The following is a 19716-nucleotide window of genomic DNA, read 5'->3' as shown; positions in this document are numbered from 1 at the left end:
CCCCGATTATGCCACGGTTTCCATCGCGAAGGCGGCCCGCAATCCCCGGGCGGCCGTTCCCACCGCGACATCGGCCTGCGGCAGCATGCCCAGCATGCTGGCAAATCCGTGGATCACGCCAGGGAAATGGTCATGCGTCACCGCCACGCCCGCCGCCTTCAGTCGCTCGGCATAGGCGATGCCCTCGTCGCGCAGCGGGTCGAACTCGGCGGTGACGATCGTCGCCGACGGCAGGCCGGCGAGGCTGTCGGCGCGGATCGGCGTCGCAAGGGGGCCGGCGGCGCGACCGGCATCGCCCAGATATTGCGCCCAGAACCACTGCATCATTTCGCTGCTCAGCATATAGCCGGTGGCGTTTTCGACATAGGAGGCGCGGGTGAAGTCATTGTCGACCACGGGATAGAGCAGCAGCTGGTGCGCGATCGCGGGGCCGCCCTCGTCGCGCGTGGCGAGGCACAGCGCGGCGGACAAATTGCCGCCCGCGCTGTCGCCGCCGACCGCGATCCGGCCGGCGTCGATGCCGAGCGCATCGGCCTGTTCAACCACGGTCACGACCGCGGCGCGAACGGTATCGAGCGCGGCCGGATAGCGATGCTCGGGCGCGCGCGGATATTCGAGCGAGAGCACCGCGATTTCGGCCGCCGCGGCGAGCGCGCGGCACAGCGGATCATGGGTATCGAGCGTCCCGAACACCCAGCCGCCGCCGTGGATGAAGACGAGCAGGGGGGGCGTTGTCCCGGGCGCGGGGCGATAAAGGCGCGCCTTCGCGGCCCCCGCACTGGTCTCGAGCGTGACGTCGCGCACCTCGGCCACATCGGCCTTGGGCACCGGCATAGGCTGTTCGTCGGCCAGTCGCAGCGCGGCCGGATCGAAGGGCGCGTTCATATGCGGCAGTGCGTTCATCATATCGAGCAACGGCGCGAGCGCGGGATCAATGGGCATGGCAAAACTCTCCGGCTTGTGGGATGGAATGGATGGAAATGAAGGTGCGATGGTGATGGCAGGCGGACCCGCCGCGGAATTTTCGAAGCTGCTCGCCGACCTGTTCGGTGGCCTGCTGACCGACACGCCGTGGGAGGATTTTCTGCGCGGTCTCGCGCTCTATCTCGACGGCACCTATGCGACACTGATCCTGACGATGCCGGGCACGCGCAAACCCGGAACGATCGTGACCCCCGACGCCGATCCGCAAACCAGCGAAGACTATGCCGAAAGCTTCTTCGCGAGCGACCCGTTCAAGGGCCTTCCCGAAGGCAAGGTCCTTTCGTTCAGCGACTTTGTGCAAGGGGCGGCGCGCACGAGCGATTTCTGGCGCGACTTCCTCGAAGCCGCGGGAGGCGACCAGATCCTCGGCGTCGACCTGCGTTTCGACAGCGGTTTCGAGGCGCGGCTTCGCGTGACGCGCGACCGCAGCCGGCACGATTTCGGCGCCGCCGAGCGCGATGCGTTGCAGGCGCTTGTTCCGCATCTGCGCCATGCCATCCAGTTGTTCGAACGGTTGCAGGCGTCGGGCGCCGAACATGGCGTCTATCGCGGCGTTGTCGAACAGATGGGCGTCGCGGCGATCACGCTCGACCACGACGGAAAGGTGATCCGCACCAACGCGGTCGCCGAGCGGTTGCTGGCCGAGGAGGACGGGCTGACGCTCGCGGGCGGGCGGCTCCGGCTGGCGGCGGGCAGCGCGCACCGCACGCTCGAAAAACTGCTCAAATTGCTCAGCGCGGAGGCCGACCCCGCCGCCTCGCCGCCGCAGCGCTTCCGTATCGAGCGGCCATCGGGGCGGCGCGATCTGGGCGTCGTCGCCAAGGCGGTGACCACCCCGGCTTTCATGCGCGGCGGCAAGGGCGCGGCACTGGCCTTGTTCATCAGCGATCCGGGACAGGATGCGGCGCCCGATCCCGAAGCGATCCGCGACCTGTTCCAGCTGACGCGGATGGAAGCGATGCTCGCAGCGGCGCTTGCCGGAGGCGGTTCGCTGGTCGAAGCCGCCGACCGGCTGGGCATCGCGCACAACACCGCGCGCTCGCACCTGCGCTCGATCTTCGCCAAGACCGGCGCCCGGCGTCAGTCGCAGCTTGTCCACCTGCTCCACGCCGGAATGACCGAATTGGGTGGCTTCAGCGCCTAAGGGTGTTGCTTCTTTCTGCGTAGATGATAGCATATGTGAATACGAATATCGTACGTCATATATATAATTGCTATCATAATGCAGAGAGGATGGACCGTGAAAGAGGCAATTAGCCAAGTGCCGAATCGCGATGTGCTCGTGGCGCGAGCGTGCGAACAGACGGGGCTTTCGGATTTCGGCAACACCTGGTTCTTCGCCAATATCGACGCCCTGATCCCGGCGCTCAATACCGAAGCCCGGCTCAGCGAGGCGGGCGTTACGAGCGCCTCGGCGATGATCGTCAACGGCCTCGTCAACCGCTTGCGCCATGTCGACCTGATCAAGCGCCACCCGGAAATTCTCGACGAGAAGGTCGAGGTCGCGGCCGTGGTCGTCGGGCTGCCGCGCACCGGCAGCACGATGCTGCACCGGATGCTCGCGTCGGCCCCGGGAATGACCGGCACGCGCTGGTTCGAGACGCAGAATTACGCTCCCTTTCCGGGGGAGGAGCGCGGCAATCCCGAACCGCGTCGTGAGGCGGCGCGCGGCTTTCTGGACTATATGCTCGCGACGATTCCCGACCTGATGTCGATCCACCCGATGAGCATCGACCAGCCTGACGAGGAGCTGATCATCCTCGGCCAGCTCTATTCGAGCACGATGATCGAGGGGACATACTATGTTCCGGGCTATGCGCGCTGGCTGACCGACAACGACCGCATCCAGTGCTACCGCGACCTCAAGCAGATCCTCCAGTCGCTGCAATGGCAGGACCAGAGCCGCGCGGGTGCGAAATGGGTGCTCAAGACCCCGGGCCACCTGCTCGCGCTCGATGCGGTGATCGAGGTTTTCCCCGAGGCGAAGATCGTGATGACGCATCGCGATCCGGTCGCGACGGTGCCGAGCTATTGCAGCATGGAGCATAGCCTCTACCAGATGGTATCCGACCGCGTCGATCCCGCGAGCGTCGCCGCCTTCTGGGTGCCGCGGCTCGCCGAGCTGCTCGACCGTTTCATGGCGGTGCGCGGACAGGTCGCGGGGCAGAATTTCATCGATGTCCGCTACGCCGATCTGCTGGACGACCCGATCGGCGAGGGCGTGCGCGTGCTTGAGGCGGCGGGGATCGATGTCACCGACACAGTGTGCGCGGGCATGGCCGAATGGACCGAAGCGAACAAGCGCGAGGATCGCGCGCCGCATAAATATGCGCTTGAAGATTTCGGTCTGGACCGCTCCGGTGTAGAACAGCGTTTCGCGGCCTATCGAGCCGCCTTCCTGGGAGGGGAATAGATGATGACCGAAGCCGTCAACCTCGCTGCGATCGAGGAGATAAGGTTGCTCAAGGCGCGCTATCTGCGCGCGCTCGACACCAAGGACTGGGCGCTGCTGCGCAGCCTGCTCACCGACGACATGATTGGCGACTTTCGCGAAATGCCGGGTGAAACGGATGAAGGACTGTTGACCACCGGTGCCGACGCTTTTGTCGCAGGGGTCGCCGCGACGCTCGAACATGCCACGACGGTCCATCATGTCCACAGCTTTGAAATCCGCTTCACCGGCGCACGCGACGCCGAGGGCATCTGGGCGATGGACGACCATTTCTGGGCGGGCGAGGGAAGCGACCTGGCAGGCCGCTCGCGCCATGGTTTCGGACATTATCACGATTGCTACCGCAAGGCGCGCGGACGCTGGCTGATCGCCAGGACCCGGCTCAGCCGCATCCGCGTCGTGCGCGAGTGACGCGCCCGCAGGCTCATTCGGGCATCGGCGGATAGCTGGCCAGATATCCCGCGTCGACGATATGCGACTGCCCGTTGATCCCGCCCGAGCGCGGGCTTGCGAGGAACAGCGCGACCTCCGCGATATGCTGGGGCAACAGCACGCCGCCATAATCGGGGAGCGCGAGCGTATCGGCCGGCTGGATAGGGGCCTGCTCCGCCACGCCGAGGATCGCGGTCGCGACCGGTCCGGGGCAGATCGCGTTGACGCGCAGGCCGCGCGCAGCGAAGCTCTGTGACGTCGATCGCACCAGCCCGATCACGCCGTGCTTGGCGGCGCTATAGGCGGCCGCCACATTCAGCCCGATGACGCCGGAGGTCGATGCGGTTACCACCGCCGCACCGCCGCGCTCGAGTGCGGGCAGCACTGATTGCAGTCCCAGCCATGCGCCCTTGAGGTTGATTGCGACCATCGTGTCGAAGGTCGCGGTGCCCGATTCCTCGAAACCGGTCTGCGCATAGGCGCCCGCATTCAGAAAGGCGGCGTCGAGCCGCCCGAAATCCTGTTTCGCTGCCGCGACCATCGCGTCATTGTCGGCGGTGCTGGCGACGTCGCAGCGGATGGCGCGCGCGCGTCCGCCTTTCGTGCGGATCGCGTCGGCGATCGCCTCGGCGCCGGCTTCGTTGATGTCGGCGACAACGACCGCGGCGCCCTCTTCGGCAAAGCGGAACGCCGCCGCGACGCCGATTCCCGAAGCGCCGCCGGTTACCAGCGCGACCTTGCCCTCGAACATGCCCATCTCGATCCTCTCTCCATCCCTTGTTGCCCGATTTCGTAGCACCGGCATGGCCAGGCGAATTGATCCAATTGGACGAGGAACGGGCGCGGATGGCCGCCTTATGCTCGCAAAAAATGCGGGATAACGGAGAGGATCGGACGCTCATGAAATTTTCGATTATTTACGAAGCGCAGATGGTCGACACCTCGCGCGCGAACGAAGCGCGCTGCTTTCACGAGATTATCGAACAATCGCTGCTCGCCGAGGAAATGGGGTTCGATACCGTCTGGGCGGTGGAGCATACCGCGCTCACCCAATATGCGCACATGTCGGCGCCGGAGACCTTCCTCGCCTTTCTTGCCGGCAAGACCACGCGGCTCGGCATCGGCCATGGCGTCGTCTGCCTGCCGCCTGCAATGAACCACCCGGTCAAGGTCGCCGAACGGATCGCGACGCTCGATATTCTTTCCAAGGGCCGTGTCCATTTCGGCATGGGCAAGGGCGGCACGCAGCAGGAAGCGGGAACCTTCGGCTATGATCTGGGTGCGCTTCAGCCGATGATCGATGAATCGATGTACCTGATCCCGAAAATCATGGTGCAGGACGAGATCGAACATGACGGCGAATATATCCAGATTCCGCGCCGCCCGATCCATCCCAAGCCGTATCAGGACCCGCACCCGCCGCTCTATATGGCGTGCACCCGCGCCGACGCGCTGACGACCGCGGGCGCGCGTGGGATTGGCGCGCTCGTGCTTGGTTTTGCCGGACCCGACGACATCGCGAGCAAGAATGCGATCTATCGCGCCGCCTGGGCGAACCGCAAGGCCGGGGATCAGGTCGGCTTCCGCCCGACCGAACATCTTGCTGCGCTCTGTCCGGCGCTGGTGCTCGATGACCGCGAAAAGGCTCGGCGCATCGGCCTTCGCGGTCAGCGCTTTTTCGTCGAATCGCTCGGTTACTGGTATCAGGGCGGCCCCAAGCCGACGGTTGAGGATCTGTCGGGCGATGAACAGGCGGCGATCCTTCAGCAGGAAAAGGCGGCGGTTGTCGCCTATCTGTCTGAGGAAAAAATCACCATCGGGTCCGAACATACCGGCGCTTATGAGGAAGTGCAGGACGCCTATGGCACCGCCGACGATTGCATCCGCTACGTCCAGCGCCTGTTCGACGCCGGGGCGGACGAGATCCTCTTCCTTTTCCAGATGGGTGCGGTGCCGCACGACGTGATCCTCGAAACCATCCGCAACATCGGAACCCACGTGATCCCGCATTTCAGGGCGCAGGTTGCGGTCGCCGCAAAGTAGCGGCGTCCGGGTGTCGCCGTCTCGCTGAAGGCCGAGAAGTCCACCGGAAACCCTCGCACACAACGCATAGGCTGAATCAAATTTCCATTTGATGTTGAAATGCGTTATAATGCATGTCATTCGCGATGCATAATAGAAACATCATCTCGGAGATGATCCGGGTCGCAGAGGGGCAGACATGAAAAATTACAGGCATTTCACCCGCGCTTCGGTCGCACTGGCGGCACTTGCCGCGGCGCAGCCGCTTTTCGCGCAGGAGCAGGCGCCCGCCGCTGCGACCGAGGACGCGGCGAGCGAAGCCGAATCCACCGAGATTGTCGTCACCGCGCGCCGGCGCGAGGAAAAGCTGCAGGACGTGCCCATCGCGATCACCGCGATCGGCGGCGCGCAACTCGACTCGCGCGGCTTCGACGGCGTCACCGACGTCGGTCAGGTCGCGCCCAATCTCCAGTTCACCCCAGGGCAGGGCGGCAACAGCGGCGGCGTTTCGGCGTTCATTCGCGGCGTCGGCGAGAATGACTTCATCATCACCTCCGATCCCGCGGTCGCGCTCTATATCGACGGCGTCTATGTCGCGCGCAGCTTTGGCGCGACGACCGAGCTTCTGGGCATCGACCGGATCGAGGTGCTGCGCGGGCCGCAGGGGTCGCTCTTTGGCAAGAACACGATCGGCGGTGCGATCAGCGTCGTCTCGCGCGTGCCGACGGATGACCGGCTCGAAGGCGACATCCGCTACGGCTCGTTCAACGATCTCCGGCTGCGCGCCAATGTCGAGGCGGGGCTTTCGGACAATCTCGCGATCGGCGTCGCCGCGCTCGGCGAATGGGGCGAGGGATGGCAGAAAGTCCCCTCAGGCAAGAATCTGGGCAATCGCAACGTCCAGGCGGGCCGGCTGACTCTCCATTATGACGCGTCGCCGATCGATGCGGTTCTGACCGTCGACGGGCTGCGCCGCCGCCAGAACAGCACGCCGCACAGCATGCTGTCTTCTACTCCGACCTTCTTCTCGGGGCTACAATCGGCCTTCATCGCGCCGTGCTGCACCGCGCCCGGCCGCATCGACCGCACCGACACCACCGACTTCCTCAACCGCGACGATACCGATTCCGCCAATGCGACGCTGACGCTCTCGGCCGATCTCGGCGGCGGCACCTTGAAGTCGATCAGCGCCTGGCGCTGGGTTCATGCGGTCTTCGGGCGCGATGGCGATGCCTCGGCCGACGTCAATTATGCGGGCGACATCCACGACGAGAGCGCACGCCAGATCTCTCAGGAGCTGCAATATGCGACCAGCCTGTTCGACCGCGGCTCGCTGTTGCTCGGTGCCTATTATTTCCGCGAGAAATCGCGCGACGATACCATACTCTATGTCGCCGACGGGCTTTATCCGCGCCTGATCGCGGCGGGTTTCGATCCCGCGCTCGCCACCGCACTCGATTTCAACATCGACTTCGCCAACCGGCAAAAGACGACCAATTATGCGCTGTTCGGCAACGCGACCTTCGATGTCACCGATGCGCTGACGCTCGAACTCGGCGCGCGCTACACGTGGGAAAAGAAGGTCTGGAACCAGTCCGCGATGCGGGTCTACAGCCAGCAGCCGCTGCTCGCGGGCATGCCCTCGTACCGGTTGAGCGAGGACTGGAAGGCTTTCACGCCGCGCGCGTCGCTCTCCTATAAATTCACTCCCGATATTCTCGGCTATGTGTCGTGGTCGCGCGGCTTCCGCAGCGGCGGCTTCAACGGGCGACCGACCTCGGTCGAGGAAATCGGGTCCTATGATCCCGAATATCTGGCAGCGTATGAGGCGGGGCTGAAGACCACGCTCGGCGGGCTTGTCACGCTGAACCTCTCGGCCTTCCGCAACGATTACAAGGATCAGCAACTGCTCATCTCGACGGTCAGCCCGAACACCGGGCTGATCGTGGTGCGCACCGACAATGCCGGCAAGTCGCGGATCCAGGGCATCGAACTCGAAGCCGACGTCCGCGTCTCGCGCGAACTGCGGCTCAGCGGCGCCTTCGGCTATCTCGATGCGAAATATCTGCGCTACACCTCGGTGATCGGCGGCGTTCCGACCGATGTCAGCTTCCGCAATCCCAAGCAGGCGCCCGACCTCACCGCGAGCGGCAGCATCGTCTATTCGACCGCGCTGTCGGACAGCGTCGATGCGAGCTTCCGCCTCGACGCCGCCTACCGCAGCCTCACCTGGATCGATGTCGAAAATTCGCCGCTGATGCGCGCGCCCGATCATGCGATCCTGAACGCCAGCGCCGAATTCACGCTGCCTGCCAGGGGGCTGTCGCTTCGCCTCGCCGTCGACAATCTGACCGACAAGCGCGTGCTGACCGCCGGCTATGACGCCTCGACCAGCTTCGGCTTTGTCGAGGGCTATTTTAATGAACCGCGCCGGTACTGGGCGACGCTCAGCTTCCGGCGCTGACGGGGGCAGGGCGGCCGCACGGCGCGGCCGCCTCTTTTGCCATCGGTCGACAAGGAGAATGGCATGCGCGCGATGGTGATCAACGGGTTCGGCGGTCCCGAGCAGCTCGTCTGGGGCAACATAGCCATGCCCGAACCCGCGGCGGGCGAGGTGCTGGTCCGGGTTCTGTGCGCAGGCGTTAATCCCGCCGACTGGAAAACGCGCGTCGGCAAGTTGTCGGCCTATATCGACTATCACTTTCCGTTCGTGCTCGGTTTCGACTTTGCCGGCATTGTCGAGGCGGTCGGCGAAGGCGTCGACACATTTGCTCCCGGCGACCGCGTCTTCGGCATGTCGAAACAGGGGCAGGGGCGCGATGGCTCCTATGCCGAATATTGCATCGCCGACGCGGCTTTCCTCGCCCCCTTGCCGCAGGGATGGAGTTTTGCGCAGGCCGCCGCGCTGCCGGTCGCGGGGACGACGGCCTATGGCGGTCTCGTTGATGTCGGCGAGCTGAAGTCGGGGCAGACCGTGCTCATCAACGGCGGTGCAGGCGGCGTCGGCAGCATCGGAATCCAGATTGCGCGCTCGCTGGGTGCGCGTGTCGCCGCGACCTGCGGCCCGGACAATATGTCCTATGTCCGGGGTTTCGGGGCCGACCATGCGATCGACTATCGCGGCGGCAATGTTGCTCAGGCAGTGCGCCAATGGGCGCCGGGCGGGGTCGATCTTGTGCTCGATGCGGTCGGGCTCGACAGCCTGCTCCCGGCCGCTGTCGATATTGTGGCGCCGGGCGGCCGCTATGTCGAGATCGCAACTCTGGTATCGCAAGCGAGCGCCGATGATGTCGCGCGCGCCGCCGCGAGCGGGGTGAGCATCCTGTCCAATATGAACGCCGTCATGCGCTTGCCGCAGCATCTGAAGGAACTGGCTGCACTATGTGTAGGGGGCAAAGTGAAGCCGCCCGCGATCGAGATCCTGCCGCTCGGCGAAGCGGCCGAGGCGCACCGCCGCATCGAAGGCCAGCATGTCCGCGGCAAGATCATCCTGGAGGTGGCATCCCATGACGACTGACGACACGGCGGTTGCGCCGACGGTCCATGCGATCGACGAGATCGTCGCGAAGCCCGGCGAGGGCAAGGCGCTGCTCGACGACTATCTGGCGCGCTACGCGCCCGGCGCGCGGGCGCGCGGCATGGTGCTCGAACAAATTCTCGTCAGCCCGCCGATGTGGCTCGACGACCAGTCGAACACGCTCGTTTTCCGCTGGTCGCTCGCTGGTGCCGGAGCCTGGTGGCAGATGCGCTTTGTCGGCGGCAACGACCCCGATGTCGCCGCCTGGTGGGCCGATGCCGATGCGCGCGCGGTCAGCCGTCGCCGCTACTTCGCATCCGACCCCGCCGATGTCGAAAGGCTTTGCGATGTATAAGCTGACCCGGCTCGTCACTCTTACCGACTCCGCGAGTGTATCGGCGTTGGCCGATGAGATACGCGTGCTGGCAGCCGCGCACTCCGCATATCGCCAGCTTGTCGCCCCGACGCATGCGGGCAGCCATTTCGGCGGCGACCTCCTCGCACATTTTTCCTTCGACGCCGAGGTGCAGTGCTCGGATTTCGGCGCGGCGCTCGCGCCGCTGCTTGCCACCCCGGCGGTCGCGTCGGTCGATGGGGTTTCCTATCAGAGCGGGTCGGGCGGGCGGTCCGATCCCGGACTTGCGAACGGCGTCTACCGTGTGCTGCTGCTCAGCGTCGACGAAGGCACCGATCCGGCGCTTGTCGCGCACTTCGAGGCTGAAACGCGGATGATGCCGCACTATATCACCGCGATTCGTAATTGGCAGCTCAGCCGAGCCGATGATGCGATTGGCGCGCGTCGATGGACGCATGTCTGGGAACAGGAATATGCCGACGCTGGCGGGTTGATGGGCCCCTATATGATGCACCCCTATCATTGGGCGCGCATCGACCGCTGGTTCGATCCCGAATGCCCCGACCGCATCGTCGATGCGCGGCTCTGTCACAGTTTCTGCACGATGGAAGCATCCGTCCTATAATCGCGCTCTTGAATCGCGTGGCGCCGGCACCGATCCGCGGGCATGGTGACGGCGATGAAAGGTGGCCTGAATGACGGCAGCTGAGCGATTACACACGCAGAGCATCTATCTGGTCGAGGCGCTGAAGCGCGTGCTCAAAGAACGCGGGCTGACCTATGCGGATGTCGCGGTGGCGCTGGGCATCAGCCATGCCAGCGTGCGCCGGACCTTCGCGCAGCATAGTTTTACGCTCGCGCGGATCGACGAGATCTGCGAGCTCGCCGGGATCAGTTTTCTGGAACTTGCGCGGCTCGCTGACGCGGCGCGGCCCGCGATGCCCGACACACTCACCGACGTTCAGGAACAGGCGCTGGTCGATGATCCGCTGGCGCTCTTCTGCTTTCATCTCGCGCTCGGCGGCTGGACCGTCGAGCGGATCGAGAGGGATTATGGGATCGACCAGACGGTGCTGGTCCCGGCGCTGCTCAAGCTCGAGCGCATCGGGTTGATCCAGCTGCTTCCCGGCAACGTCATCCGCCTGATGACCGCGCGCAGTATCAGCTGGCGCCGGGGCGGCCCGATGCGGCGTTTCTTCGACCGGCGGGTCAAGGAGGAATTCCTCCAATATGACTTTTCGGCCAGGGGCTCGATCTGGGAGTTCGAGATCGGCGAACTGTCCGACGCCTCGCGCATCCTGCTCGAACGCCGGCTCGCCAGCCTCTTTCGCGAAGTGCGCGACCTGATCGCGCGCGACGCATTGCTGCCACCCGCGGTCAAGACGAACGTCGGCCTGCTGATCGCTTCGACCCCGATCCCGCTGCCGATGGTCGCGCGCGATGTCGCGGCGGGTGCGTTTGGCACCGAAAGTTGCGAACAACGATCCTTTAAGGATTAAAATTCGCTACTACCATGCGATCCTCTCGGCGGCCCCGCGCGATGGCGCGATACCCGATCGCAAGCCGGCCACGATGCCGGCGCGAGAGGGAGAAATTCGATGTCGGCAATCGTCATGCAGCCGCCCGCGATGCGCGGCGGCGTTCCGTTCCTCGGTCACCTGACGGATTTCTTCAAGGATCCGGTCGGATTGCTGCGCCGGGGCTATCAGGAGCATGGGCCGATCTATTCGTTCCGCATGGGCGGACGGAACATGGTCGTGATGCTCGGACCCGACAATAATCGCTTCGTCTTTCAGGAAACCGACAAGCTGCTGTCGATCCGCGAATCGATGCCCTTCTTCCACAAGATGTTCTCGCCCAACTTCTACTCCTTCGCCGAGATGGAGGAGTATCTGAACCAGCGCGCGGTCATCATGCCGCGCTTCAAGGCTTCGGCGATGAAGCAATATGTGCCGGTGATGGCCGAAGAGACGATGGCGCTTTGTCACCGGCTCGGCGACAGTGGGGAGTTCGATCTGATCTCGACCCTCGGGCCGGTGGTCATGGACATCGCTGCGCACAGCTTCATGGGGCGCGATTTCAAACAGAAGCTCGGACACGAATTCTTCGAGCTGTTCCGCGACTTTTCCGGCGGGATGGAATTCGTCCTGCCGCTCTGGCTTCCGACCAAGAAGATGCGCCGCAGCCAGGCGGCCAAGAAAAAGCTTCACCGCATCCTCGGCGACTGGATCAGGCAGCGGCGCGCGCATCCGGTCGAGCCGGCGGATTTCTTTCAGGACATGGTGGCGTCGACCTATCCCGACGGCCGTCCGATCCCCGACGAGTTGATCATCCACATGATCTTGCTCCTCGTCTGGGCGGGGCACGAAACGACCGCGGGGCAGGTCAGCTGGGCGATGATCGATATCCTCCAGAACCGCGAATATCAGGACGTGTTGCGCGACGAAATCGGGGCGATATTGGGCTCGGCATCGGGGGCCGACCTCAGCTGGGAACAGGCGATCGCGATGCAGAAGATGGATCTCGCGCTGCGCGAGACCGAGCGGCTGCATCCGGTGGCCTTCACGATGATCCGCAAGGCCGCGGCCGACTTCGAGCGCGACGGCTATCGCGTCCGCGAAGGCGACTGGATCCTGCTCGCGCCGTCGGTCAGTCACCGGATGAGCGAAATTTTCGACCGGCCCGACGACTATGATCCCGAACGTTTCAACACCGAAAAGGCGGACACCAAGGTCGAATCGAACAGCCTGATCGGCTTTGGCGGCGGCATGCACCGCTGTGCCGGAGTCAACTTTGCGCGCATGGAGATGAAGGCGCTGATTGCCATCCTGCTCCAGCGCTACGACATGGAATTGATCGACACGCCGCGCCCGATCGCGGGTGCGGGCACCTATTGGCCCGAACAGCCGTGCCGGGTGCGCTACAAACGGCGTACCATCGCCGCCCGTTCGCCCGCCGATGTCGACGCGCTTGCCGGCGCTGCGGGCTGCCCGATGCACGCGAAGGGTGCGAACTGATGGCCCGCGTTACCTATGTTCAGCCCGACGGGAGCGAAAAGACCTGCACCAACTTCGAGGGCATGGCAGTCATGCACCTCGCGATCGGCAACCTCGTCGACGGGATCGATGCGCTGTGCGGGGGCGTCCGCCAGTGCGGGACCTGCCATGTCTATGTCGACGATGCGTGGGTAGAGCGAGTCGGCCCGCCGGGCGAGGATGAGGCCGAAATGCTCGAAGCGCTCGCCGACTTTATCGATGTCACGCCGGGCAGCCGGCTGAGCTGCCAGATCCATATCACCGAGGAACTGGACGGGCTGAGGGTTCATATCCCCAAAGAACAACCCGGAATTTAAATGCGTTAGGGGCGGTAACTGGGCGGCTTTGCCGCCCTTTTTTTTGTCCGGGTGCGCACCCCCAAAAGGGGGTGTTGAATTACCTGCTTGCGTAGGTATGTATTGCATATATTACGCATCATGTGAAAATTGATAAAAAGTGGTGCATAATACGCCACAAACGACAAGCGAAAGGGATGGGACTGATGAAGGCACGCACACATCGCCGCACGCAGATGGCCGCCATCGCGCTGATCGCGCCGTGGATGGCCAGCGCCGCGCAAGCGCAGCAGGCCGAACAGGCGCCGCAGGCGGAGGGTGCCGCGTCCGAAGGGCTGGGCGAAATCATCGTCACGGCGCAGAAGCGTGCGGAAAGCCTGCAGGACACGCCGCTCGCGATCAGCGCGATCAATGCCGAAGCAATCGAGCAGCGCGGCATCACCAGCGTCGCCGCGCTCGGCAGCGCGGCGCCCAACCTCATCATCACCGAAACCCCGTCGGCGACGGCCAACCCGTCGATTTCGATCCGCGGTATCGTCGACAACGACCCGATCCTGACCGCAGATCCGGCGGTGGGGCTTTATGTTGACGGCGTCATCGTCGGCCGTTCGGCGGGCGCGCTGTTCGACATGATGGATCTTGAGCGCGTCGAGATCCTTCGCGGGCCGCAGGGGACGCTCTATGGCCGCAACACGACGGGCGGCGCGGTCAACCTGATCTCGGCCAAGCCGTCGAAGGATTTCGGCGGTCGCCTGCAGGTCGGCTACGGCAGCTTCGACGAATATATGGTGAAGGCGCTGATCGACACCGGCGAACTCGGCGACACCGGTCTGGCGCTGAAGCTCGGCTATTACCACAGCCAGCGCAACGGAACGGTCGACAATCTGCTCGAACCATCCGACAAGCGCGATCCGGGCGCGCGCAACACCGACGCCGTCCGCGCCGCCGTGCGCTTTGACAAGGGCACCGGCTTCACCGCCGACTATGTCTTTGACTCGAGCGACCGCAACGGCCGCGCCAATGCCTTCCAGTTGCGCGCGATCCGCCCCGACATCCTCCAGTATCTGAGCTTCTCGCCCGCGTTCGGCGGGACCGCTCCGCAGGTTTCGCAGGACCGGCTGTCGCAGATCCGGCTCGATCGCGACGGCAATGCGCATGACAAGGTGCAGGGCCATTCGCTGACGCTCAACCTCGAGATCGGCGATGCGACGCTGCGCTCGATCACCGGCTATCGCAAGTGGGACAATGTGAGCGAAAGCTCCGATCTCGACGGCAACGGGGGCCTCGTCGGTTTCCTCGTCAGCCCCGCGATCCTGGTGCCGCCCAATGCCTTCATTCCGCAGGGCATCGGCCCGATCGACCTGTTCCACACCAGCAATGAGCGGCATCAAAAGCAGTTCAGCCAAGAATTCAACCTGATCGGCTCGATCGGCGACGAGTTCGACTATGTCCTCGGCGCCTATTATTTCCGCGAGCGCGCGACCGAGGTGAATCCGCAGGGCTTCACGCTGGTCCTTCCTTCGCCGGTACCGATCCCGATCGCGCCGGGAGTCAACCTGAGCAGCTTTGGCGTCAACCTCGATACCTTGCTGTCTTATCGCCACATCTCGCGGTCGGTCGCGGCATTCAGCCAGCTTACCTGGAAACCGGCGGCGCTCGACAGCCGACTGAGCATCACCGGCGGGATTCGCTATACCGAGGACAAGAAGCATCTGATCCAGTCGGCGCCCGCGCCGACCGCGCCGCGCGACCTGACGCGCAAGTTCAATCGTCTGAACTGGCTTGCCAACATCTCCTACGACTGGAGCGATGACATCATGACCTATGCCCGTGTGAGCACGGGTTACAAGGCGGGCGGTTTCAACGCGCGCGCGGCGGACAATAATGGCTTCAACCCCGAGGATCTCGTGTCCTATGAAATCGGGTTCAAGAGCGAGCTGTTCGATCGCCGCGTCCGCTTCAACGTCGCCGCTTTCCACGCGATCTACGACGACCTTCAGGTCCAGCAATTCCTCGCCGGCACCGGCGGCGCGGCGAGCACGACGGTGAATGCCGCGAAGGCCACCTACACGGGCATCGAGGCCGAGCTTCAGGCCCGGATTACAGACGGGCTCACGGTCGATGCGTCGTTCGGCTATACCGATCGCAAATATAAAAGGTTCACTTTCGTCGACCCGATGACCGGTGTCGCCACCGACATTTCGGATGTCGCCAAGTTCCAATATTCGGCCGCGACGACTGCCAATATTGGCGCACAGTATGAAACCGAACTCGGCAATTTCGGGAAATTCATCGCGCGCACCGACTGGAGTTATCGCAGCAAGGTCTATTGGCACCCGGTCAATCCGTTCAACGAGGAAATCTCCGATGGCGGGGTGGGGCTGCTGAGCGCGCGGCTCTCGATCTCCGACATCGCGGTTGGCGGTGCCCGGGCCTCGATTTCGCTTTGGGGCAAGAATCTGACCAAAGAAGATTATGCGCTCTCGGGGATCGACTTCGGTTCGCTCGGCTTCGCCGGCGTCATGTACGGCGATCCGCGCAGCTTTGGCGTCGAGCTGGGCTTCAAATTCTAGAGAGCCGCATGGCATGATCGCGTGAAGCCGGGGGCCGCAAATGAGCGATCCCCGGCTTCGCTGTTTTCAGTTCGGAAGCGGCCCGGCCGGATGTTAATCCGCGGTTTTGCGGTCGCGATACATCGCTTCGGCGCGGGCCTTGAGCGCATGGGCGGTGTCGTCGAAAGCGCGTTTCACCCAGGGCCCGGCAAAACGCATCACATGAATGCCATTGGGCCCCAGAAAGGCGTCGGTCGAATGATAGGCGCAGGCCCTGTCGCCCAGCGGCTCGATGACCTGATCGCGCCGCGCCGGATAGGGCCAGGCTTCGGCATGGGGCAGTTCCCATGACAACAGCCGCTCGGGCTCGAACGCGCAGATATATTCGCAATTGGGAAAGACCGTGTCGGGCTCGGTATAGCTTTTGAGCGTCATGGTGACCGGCGCGCCCATGACGAGCGTCGATTCTGCGGCAATGCAGAAGGGGTTCCATTCGCCATAACGGGGAAGATCGACCAATACCTCCCACACCAACGCAGCGGGGGCGTCGATTTCGACGCGCTCTGAGCGGACGACGGCGTCGGGATCGAGCCGCGTCAGCGATTTATCGAGGTTGCGCATGATACATCCTTTCGGTTTTTCGGAATTTCAGCGGGCGAACGGCCGAATATCGAACTGGCTGGTCGGGATGCAGTCGATCCGGTCGAAGTCGATGAAGCGCGCGCAGCTTTCCATCATCAGCCGCTGGTTCTCCGCCAGCCGCGCGGCGTCGCCCGCCGCGTCGAAATACACTGCCTCATCGGCCAGCGCGGCGGCGGGGAAGCATTCCTCCACCATCGCGACATAGGCGGGCGCGTCATAGCTCAGCGGCCGGACGATTAGATTCTGGACATATTCGAAGTTGCTTTGCGTATCGACCGCGACCGCCGAATGCTGGCGCTGCCAGGCGTCACGCCAAGCGTCCCAGCTCAGCCGCGGTGGCAGGCCCAGAAACACGATCTGGGAAAAGCCTTCGGTGCGCGCGCCCGGCGCCGGCTGATGCAACGTGTTGGCGATGACGGTGGATTCGCTCGCCAGCCAGGCGGCATGGCGCGGCGCGGCGTCCGCGATGATCGCATCGACGGCGGCGCGCTCGGGCTCGTTTGCGCTCTGGAGCCAGAGTTGCACCACGGCATCCATCTGCGGGCGGGTCGAGGTCATGCGCGGCGAGGTGCCGGCCCTGACGCTGTCGTCCTGGACATTGACGCGCACCGCGTGCGCCAGTCCGCCAAGCCGCGGCGCGATGTCGCCGAGCAGCCGCGCGGTGAAGCGCGCGTCTTCCTCCGCGCTGTCTTTCCACAGAGCGTAAATGATCTTTTCCATGATGCTCCCTCAGGTTGCGAAGTCGAAAACGGTAAGGGGGTGCTGCCGTCCCAGTCGCGGGCGGCGGCCGTTCCTGCCTCAAAGCCTTCGCGGATCATCGGCGTCGCCTCGATCAGTTCGAGCAGGATCGCGGGCTCGTCGGGCGCCTCGAGATAGGCGACGCGCGTCGCACCGCCCCCACTCTCGGCGCTGAAGACGGGAATAAGGCCCGCGGCGGCGGCATCCTTCGCGGCGGCCGCGACATCGTCGACGAGCCAGGCGATATGGTGCATGCCCACGCGCACGCGGCCGTTTGCATCATGATAGGGCGAGGGACCGGTGCCGTGCGGTGCGATCAGTTCGATCTGGGTCTCGCCCTGATACGCAAGCCCGACATCGATCCGGACCGTGGCGGGCACGCCGCGATACAGGCCATCGAGGGTGACGTTGCGATAAACCGTCCAGGGGCCGACGCCCGCGTGGAGGCGCCATTGGTCGATCGCACGATCCAGATCCTCGGTCAGCCAGGCGATCTGGCGGATCGGGCCATGACCTGCGATTGTTTTCGTCCTGTCCATCCTCGGGCGCTCCTTCATTCTGTGATTTTGGCTTACGGCGTCTCCTGCGCCGCCCACGGATCGGGCAGCCCGGGATCGGTGCTGCGGATAACGTGCTTGAGCAGATGCTTGAGCAGAGCGGTTTCATTCTCGTCGAAAGCGCCCAGCGCATCCTCTTCGGCCGCCTTGGCGGCGGCCGCGAGTTCGACGAGGGTGCGCCGGCCGGCCCCGGTCAGCCATATCCGGTCAGTCGGATCGATCCGGACAATGCCGCGCGCCGCGAGCGATGCGATGCGATCGGGCGTGATGCGCGCGCCGGTATAGCCGATCACGTCCTCGATCCCGGCCGCCGTGCGCCCGTCGTTGATGCCGAGCACGCTCAGGATGAAGTGATCGGTGGCGTCGAGGCCGTGTTCGCTCAGGCTTTTCTGCATTCGCCCATAGAGCTGGAAATGCGCGCGGCCCAGCAGATAGCCGAGAAAATCTTCGCCAAAGCTGCCTGCGGGCTGCGTGCCGGTATCGCAGGCGGTGAGCATCGCGGCCTTGCGCGCGGCCAGCGCATAGCGGCCGCCATGAAAGATCAGTGGGGCGCGGTCCTCATGGTCGAAGGCAATGACCTCGCCGACGAAGATAATGTGGTCGCCGCCCTCATATTGATAGGCGGTGCGGCACTGGAAGCGCGCCGAGCAGCCGGTGAGCAGCGGCACATCGCCTTCGCCGCGCTCGATCTCGGCGCCGGCGAACTTGTCCGCGCCGCGTTTGGCGAAGCCGTTGGAGAGCGCTTCCTGATCGGCTGCGAGGATATGCACAGCGAAATGCGAGGCCCCCTGAAACGCGTCCATGCTCTTCGATGTGCGTGCGAGGCTCCACAGCACCATCGGCGGATCGAGCGAGACCGAGTTGAAACTGTTGGCCGTCAGCCCGCAATCTTCCCCCGCGCCGGTTCGCGTCGTGACGATCGTGACCCCGGTCGCGAACGCGCCGAGTGCGCTCCGATATGCGATGGCGTCGGGATTGGCGGCCATAACCTTTTTGCTCCTCATCCGGCCGCGTCTGATGGGCGGGTACATATCAACCCTATCGCCCGGTCCCGGCCGCGCATCGCTCAATTGGATTAGATATGGCGTCCGGATTGCTGCTTTGGCCCGCGCGCCGCCACCCCCTTTTGGGGGCGCGTCAGCCGAGAACTGCGACGCTGCGTAGGATCAGGCGAACGAGATCGGCCTGCCGGCTGACCCGGTCTTGCTGAGGATCGGGTCGATCATCATCTGCAGCTCGATATTGCGGCCCCGCGCCTCATTCTAGCGCAGCATCTGCTTGCGCAACCGCTGTACTGCCTTTGAATCCACGCCGAGTTCGCGCGCCAGATAGGTGTCGATGTCGCCATAGTCCTTGCGGATCTGGTCGAAGGCGGCGTCGAGATAGGCGCGTTCGACCCCAAGCAGGGGTTTCGCAACATCGGCCGGCAACGCCGACATCGCGGCGTTCATCCCGGCATCGGCGCGCAAGGCGTCCATGTCGAGCATTCGGTTGCTCAGCAGATAGTCTTCCATGATCGTGTCATAGGGAACGCCGAGCGCGCTCAGGACGAGCGCGACGCCGAGGCCGGTGCGATCCTTGCCAGCGGTGCAGTTGACGATGACCGCCTTGTCGGAGGTCAAAAGCCTGTCGAACAGCATGCGATAGGACGCCGCCTGTTCCTTGGGAAAGCCTCGATAGCCCTGAATCATCACGCCGCGCATCGTTCCGGCGTCGAGCGTCGTACCCTTCGCGAACAGCGCGCCCAGATTGCCGCCCGACAGGTCATAGTCCCGCGCCCAGTAGCCGAGGCCTGAGTCCTGCATCCACGGCATCTTGTCGGCCTGACGCTCGCGCGTCGAGCGCAGGTCAATGATCGACCCGACGCCCAGTTTGCGGACTAATGCCTGATCGGCGGCGATGTAGCGGCCGACCGATGCCGAGCGATACAGTTTGCCCCAGGCTACCGAATGGCCGTCCTTCGTCCGGTAGCCGCCGACGTCGCGAAAATTGTCGCCGCCGGCGAGCGGGATCTCGCGCGTCTTGGTCGTTGCGGGATCGGCGTGCGCCGCTGTGGGCGCATGCTGAGCGATCGCCATCGTCGGCGTGAGCAGCAGCAGCGCGAATAACGCCTTTTTCATGTCCTTTTCTCCCG

General features: G+C 64.3%; 19 protein-coding genes. 12 read left to right on the top strand and 7 right to left on the bottom strand.

All coding sequences use genetic code 11. From position 1 onward, the window contains the following. Positions 1–6: 6 nt before the first annotated feature. Positions 7–942: an alpha/beta hydrolase gene (locus tag ASD73_RS05800; RefSeq protein ID WP_056370589.1), complete on the bottom strand. Its 936-nt coding sequence runs from the start codon at positions 940–942 to the stop codon at positions 7–9. On the opposite strand from ASD73_RS05800, the gene ASD73_RS05795 reads away from it, so the two are divergent. The 3 genes from ASD73_RS05795 to ASD73_RS05785 all read left to right on the top strand — a co-directional run bounded on the left by ASD73_RS05795 (position 941) and on the right by ASD73_RS05785 (position 3847). Continuing rightward, entirely contained in the window at positions 941–2128 is a 1188-nt protein-coding gene (locus ASD73_RS05795; protein ID WP_235534192.1) for a helix-turn-helix transcriptional regulator, read from the top strand. The two genes, ASD73_RS05800 and ASD73_RS05795, sit on opposite strands and share 2 nt — an antisense overlap. 96 nt (positions 2129–2224) lie before the next feature. Further along, entirely contained in the window at positions 2225–3397 is a 1173-nt protein-coding gene (locus tag ASD73_RS05790) for a sulfotransferase family protein (protein ID WP_235534186.1), read from the top strand. A 3-nt stretch (positions 3398–3400) separates the two neighbouring features. After that, positions 3401–3847, top strand: a complete 447-nt coding sequence (locus ASD73_RS05785) for a nuclear transport factor 2 family protein (RefSeq protein ID WP_200934950.1) — start codon at positions 3401–3403, stop codon at positions 3845–3847. Positions 3848–3860: 13 nt separating this feature from the next. Here the strand turns inward: ASD73_RS05785 and ASD73_RS05780 are convergent, their stop codons facing one another. Next, positions 3861–4619 carry an SDR family NAD(P)-dependent oxidoreductase gene (locus ASD73_RS05780; protein WP_082521572.1) on the bottom strand — a complete coding sequence of 253 codons (759 nt, stop codon included), beginning with the start codon at positions 4617–4619 and terminating at the stop codon, positions 3861–3863. A 149-nt stretch (positions 4620–4768) separates the two neighbouring features. Between ASD73_RS05780 and ASD73_RS05775 the strand changes: the two genes are divergently transcribed. The 9 genes from ASD73_RS05775 to ASD73_RS05735 all read left to right on the top strand — a co-directional run bounded on the left by ASD73_RS05775 (position 4769) and on the right by ASD73_RS05735 (position 15666). Beyond that, positions 4769–5911, top strand: a complete 1143-nt coding sequence (locus ASD73_RS05775; RefSeq protein ID WP_056370580.1) for an LLM class flavin-dependent oxidoreductase — start codon at positions 4769–4771, stop codon at positions 5909–5911. 178 nt (positions 5912–6089) lie between these two features. Beyond that, positions 6090–8354, top strand: coding sequence for a TonB-dependent receptor (locus ASD73_RS05770; RefSeq protein WP_056370577.1), 2265 nt, complete (start codon positions 6090–6092; stop codon positions 8352–8354). A gap of 63 nt (positions 8355–8417) precedes the next feature. Beyond that, entirely contained in the window at positions 8418–9407 is a 990-nt protein-coding gene (locus tag ASD73_RS05765; protein ID WP_200934897.1) for a quinone oxidoreductase family protein, read from the top strand. Then, a complete protein-coding gene (locus ASD73_RS05760; RefSeq protein WP_056370575.1) occupies positions 9397–9762 on the top strand; it encodes a hypothetical protein in 366 nt (121 codons plus the stop codon). The genes ASD73_RS05765 and ASD73_RS05760 overlap by 11 nt, the downstream gene beginning before the upstream one ends. Further along, positions 9755–10387, top strand: a complete 633-nt coding sequence (locus ASD73_RS05755; protein ID WP_056370573.1) for a Dabb family protein — start codon at positions 9755–9757, stop codon at positions 10385–10387. Before ASD73_RS05760 ends, ASD73_RS05755 begins: the two co-directional genes overlap by 8 nt. Before the next feature lie 70 nt (positions 10388–10457). Further along, positions 10458–11261, top strand: a complete 804-nt coding sequence (locus ASD73_RS05750; protein ID WP_056370571.1) for a helix-turn-helix domain-containing protein — start codon at positions 10458–10460, stop codon at positions 11259–11261. A gap of 99 nt (positions 11262–11360) precedes the next feature. After that, positions 11361–12779 (top strand): cytochrome P450, encoded by a 1419-nt coding sequence (locus ASD73_RS05745; protein WP_056370569.1) that lies wholly within the window; start codon positions 11361–11363, stop codon positions 12777–12779. Next, positions 12779–13114 (top strand): 2Fe-2S iron-sulfur cluster-binding protein, encoded by a 336-nt coding sequence (locus ASD73_RS05740; protein ID WP_056370567.1) that lies wholly within the window; start codon positions 12779–12781, stop codon positions 13112–13114. The genes ASD73_RS05745 and ASD73_RS05740 overlap by 1 nt, the downstream gene beginning before the upstream one ends. Before the next feature lie 185 nt (positions 13115–13299). After that, entirely contained in the window at positions 13300–15666 is a 2367-nt protein-coding gene (locus ASD73_RS05735) for a TonB-dependent receptor (protein WP_056373256.1), read from the top strand. Between the two features lie 93 nt (positions 15667–15759). On the opposite strand, the gene ASD73_RS05730 is transcribed toward ASD73_RS05735, so the two are convergent. The 5 genes from ASD73_RS05730 to ASD73_RS05710 all read right to left on the bottom strand — a co-directional run bounded on the left by ASD73_RS05730 (position 15760) and on the right by ASD73_RS05710 (position 19702). Continuing rightward, a complete protein-coding gene (locus tag ASD73_RS05730) occupies positions 15760–16266 on the bottom strand; it encodes an SRPBCC domain-containing protein (protein ID WP_056370565.1) in 507 nt (168 codons plus the stop codon). A gap of 27 nt (positions 16267–16293) precedes the next feature. Further along, complete coding sequence (locus ASD73_RS05725; RefSeq protein WP_200961040.1) at positions 16294–16845, bottom strand: EthD domain-containing protein; 552 nt, start codon at positions 16843–16845, stop codon at positions 16294–16296. Continuing rightward, entirely contained in the window at positions 16842–17564 is a 723-nt protein-coding gene (locus tag ASD73_RS05720) for a VOC family protein (protein WP_200934895.1), read from the bottom strand. The genes ASD73_RS05725 and ASD73_RS05720 overlap by 4 nt, the downstream gene beginning before the upstream one ends. 32 nt (positions 17565–17596) lie before the next feature. After that, positions 17597–18568 (bottom strand): flavin reductase, encoded by a 972-nt coding sequence (locus tag ASD73_RS05715; protein WP_056373255.1) that lies wholly within the window; start codon positions 18566–18568, stop codon positions 17597–17599. Positions 18569–18844: 276 nt separating this feature from the next. Further along, positions 18845–19702, bottom strand: a complete 858-nt coding sequence (locus ASD73_RS05710; RefSeq protein WP_056370561.1) for a tyrosine-protein phosphatase — start codon at positions 19700–19702, stop codon at positions 18845–18847. Between the last annotated feature and the right edge of the window lie 14 nt (positions 19703–19716).

It is taken from the genome of Sphingopyxis sp. Root154 (assembly GCF_001427105.1).
Taxonomy (GTDB): domain Bacteria; phylum Pseudomonadota; class Alphaproteobacteria; order Sphingomonadales; family Sphingomonadaceae; genus Sphingopyxis.
This window is presented reverse-complemented; position numbering and strand designations above follow the sequence as displayed.

Coding starts and splice junctions, on each gene's coding strand:
- ASD73_RS05745 (WP_056370569.1), top strand. CDS start 11,361: ATGTCGGCAATCGTCATGCAGCCGCCCGCGATGCGCGGCGGCGTTCCG.
- ASD73_RS05710 (WP_056370561.1), bottom strand. CDS start 19,702: ATGAAAAAGGCGTTATTCGCGCTGCTGCTGCTCACGCCGACGATGGCG.
- ASD73_RS05755 (WP_056370573.1), top strand. CDS start 9,755: ATGTATAAGCTGACCCGGCTCGTCACTCTTACCGACTCCGCGAGTGTA.
- ASD73_RS05770 (WP_056370577.1), top strand. CDS start 6,090: ATGAAAAATTACAGGCATTTCACCCGCGCTTCGGTCGCACTGGCGGCA.
- ASD73_RS05765 (WP_200934897.1), top strand. CDS start 8,418: ATGCGCGCGATGGTGATCAACGGGTTCGGCGGTCCCGAGCAGCTCGTC.
- ASD73_RS05730 (WP_056370565.1), bottom strand. CDS start 16,266: ATGCGCAACCTCGATAAATCGCTGACGCGGCTCGATCCCGACGCCGTC.
- ASD73_RS05750 (WP_056370571.1), top strand. CDS start 10,458: ATGACGGCAGCTGAGCGATTACACACGCAGAGCATCTATCTGGTCGAG.
- ASD73_RS05795 (WP_235534192.1), top strand. CDS start 941: ATGGCAAAACTCTCCGGCTTGTGGGATGGAATGGATGGAAATGAAGGT.
- ASD73_RS05800 (WP_056370589.1), bottom strand. CDS start 942: ATGCCCATTGATCCCGCGCTCGCGCCGTTGCTCGATATGATGAACGCA.
- ASD73_RS05725 (WP_200961040.1), bottom strand. CDS start 16,845: ATGACCTCGACCCGCCCGCAGATGGATGCCGTGGTGCAACTCTGGCTC.
- ASD73_RS05780 (WP_082521572.1), bottom strand. CDS start 4,619: ATGTTCGAGGGCAAGGTCGCGCTGGTAACCGGCGGCGCTTCGGGAATC.
- ASD73_RS05715 (WP_056373255.1), bottom strand. CDS start 18,568: ATGGCCGCCAATCCCGACGCCATCGCATATCGGAGCGCACTCGGCGCG.
- ASD73_RS05735 (WP_056373256.1), top strand. CDS start 13,300: ATGAAGGCACGCACACATCGCCGCACGCAGATGGCCGCCATCGCGCTG.
- ASD73_RS05720 (WP_200934895.1), bottom strand. CDS start 17,564: ATGGACAGGACGAAAACAATCGCAGGTCATGGCCCGATCCGCCAGATC.
- ASD73_RS05740 (WP_056370567.1), top strand. CDS start 12,779: ATGGCCCGCGTTACCTATGTTCAGCCCGACGGGAGCGAAAAGACCTGC.
- ASD73_RS05760 (WP_056370575.1), top strand. CDS start 9,397: ATGACGACTGACGACACGGCGGTTGCGCCGACGGTCCATGCGATCGAC.
- ASD73_RS05785 (WP_200934950.1), top strand. CDS start 3,401: ATGACCGAAGCCGTCAACCTCGCTGCGATCGAGGAGATAAGGTTGCTC.
- ASD73_RS05775 (WP_056370580.1), top strand. CDS start 4,769: ATGAAATTTTCGATTATTTACGAAGCGCAGATGGTCGACACCTCGCGC.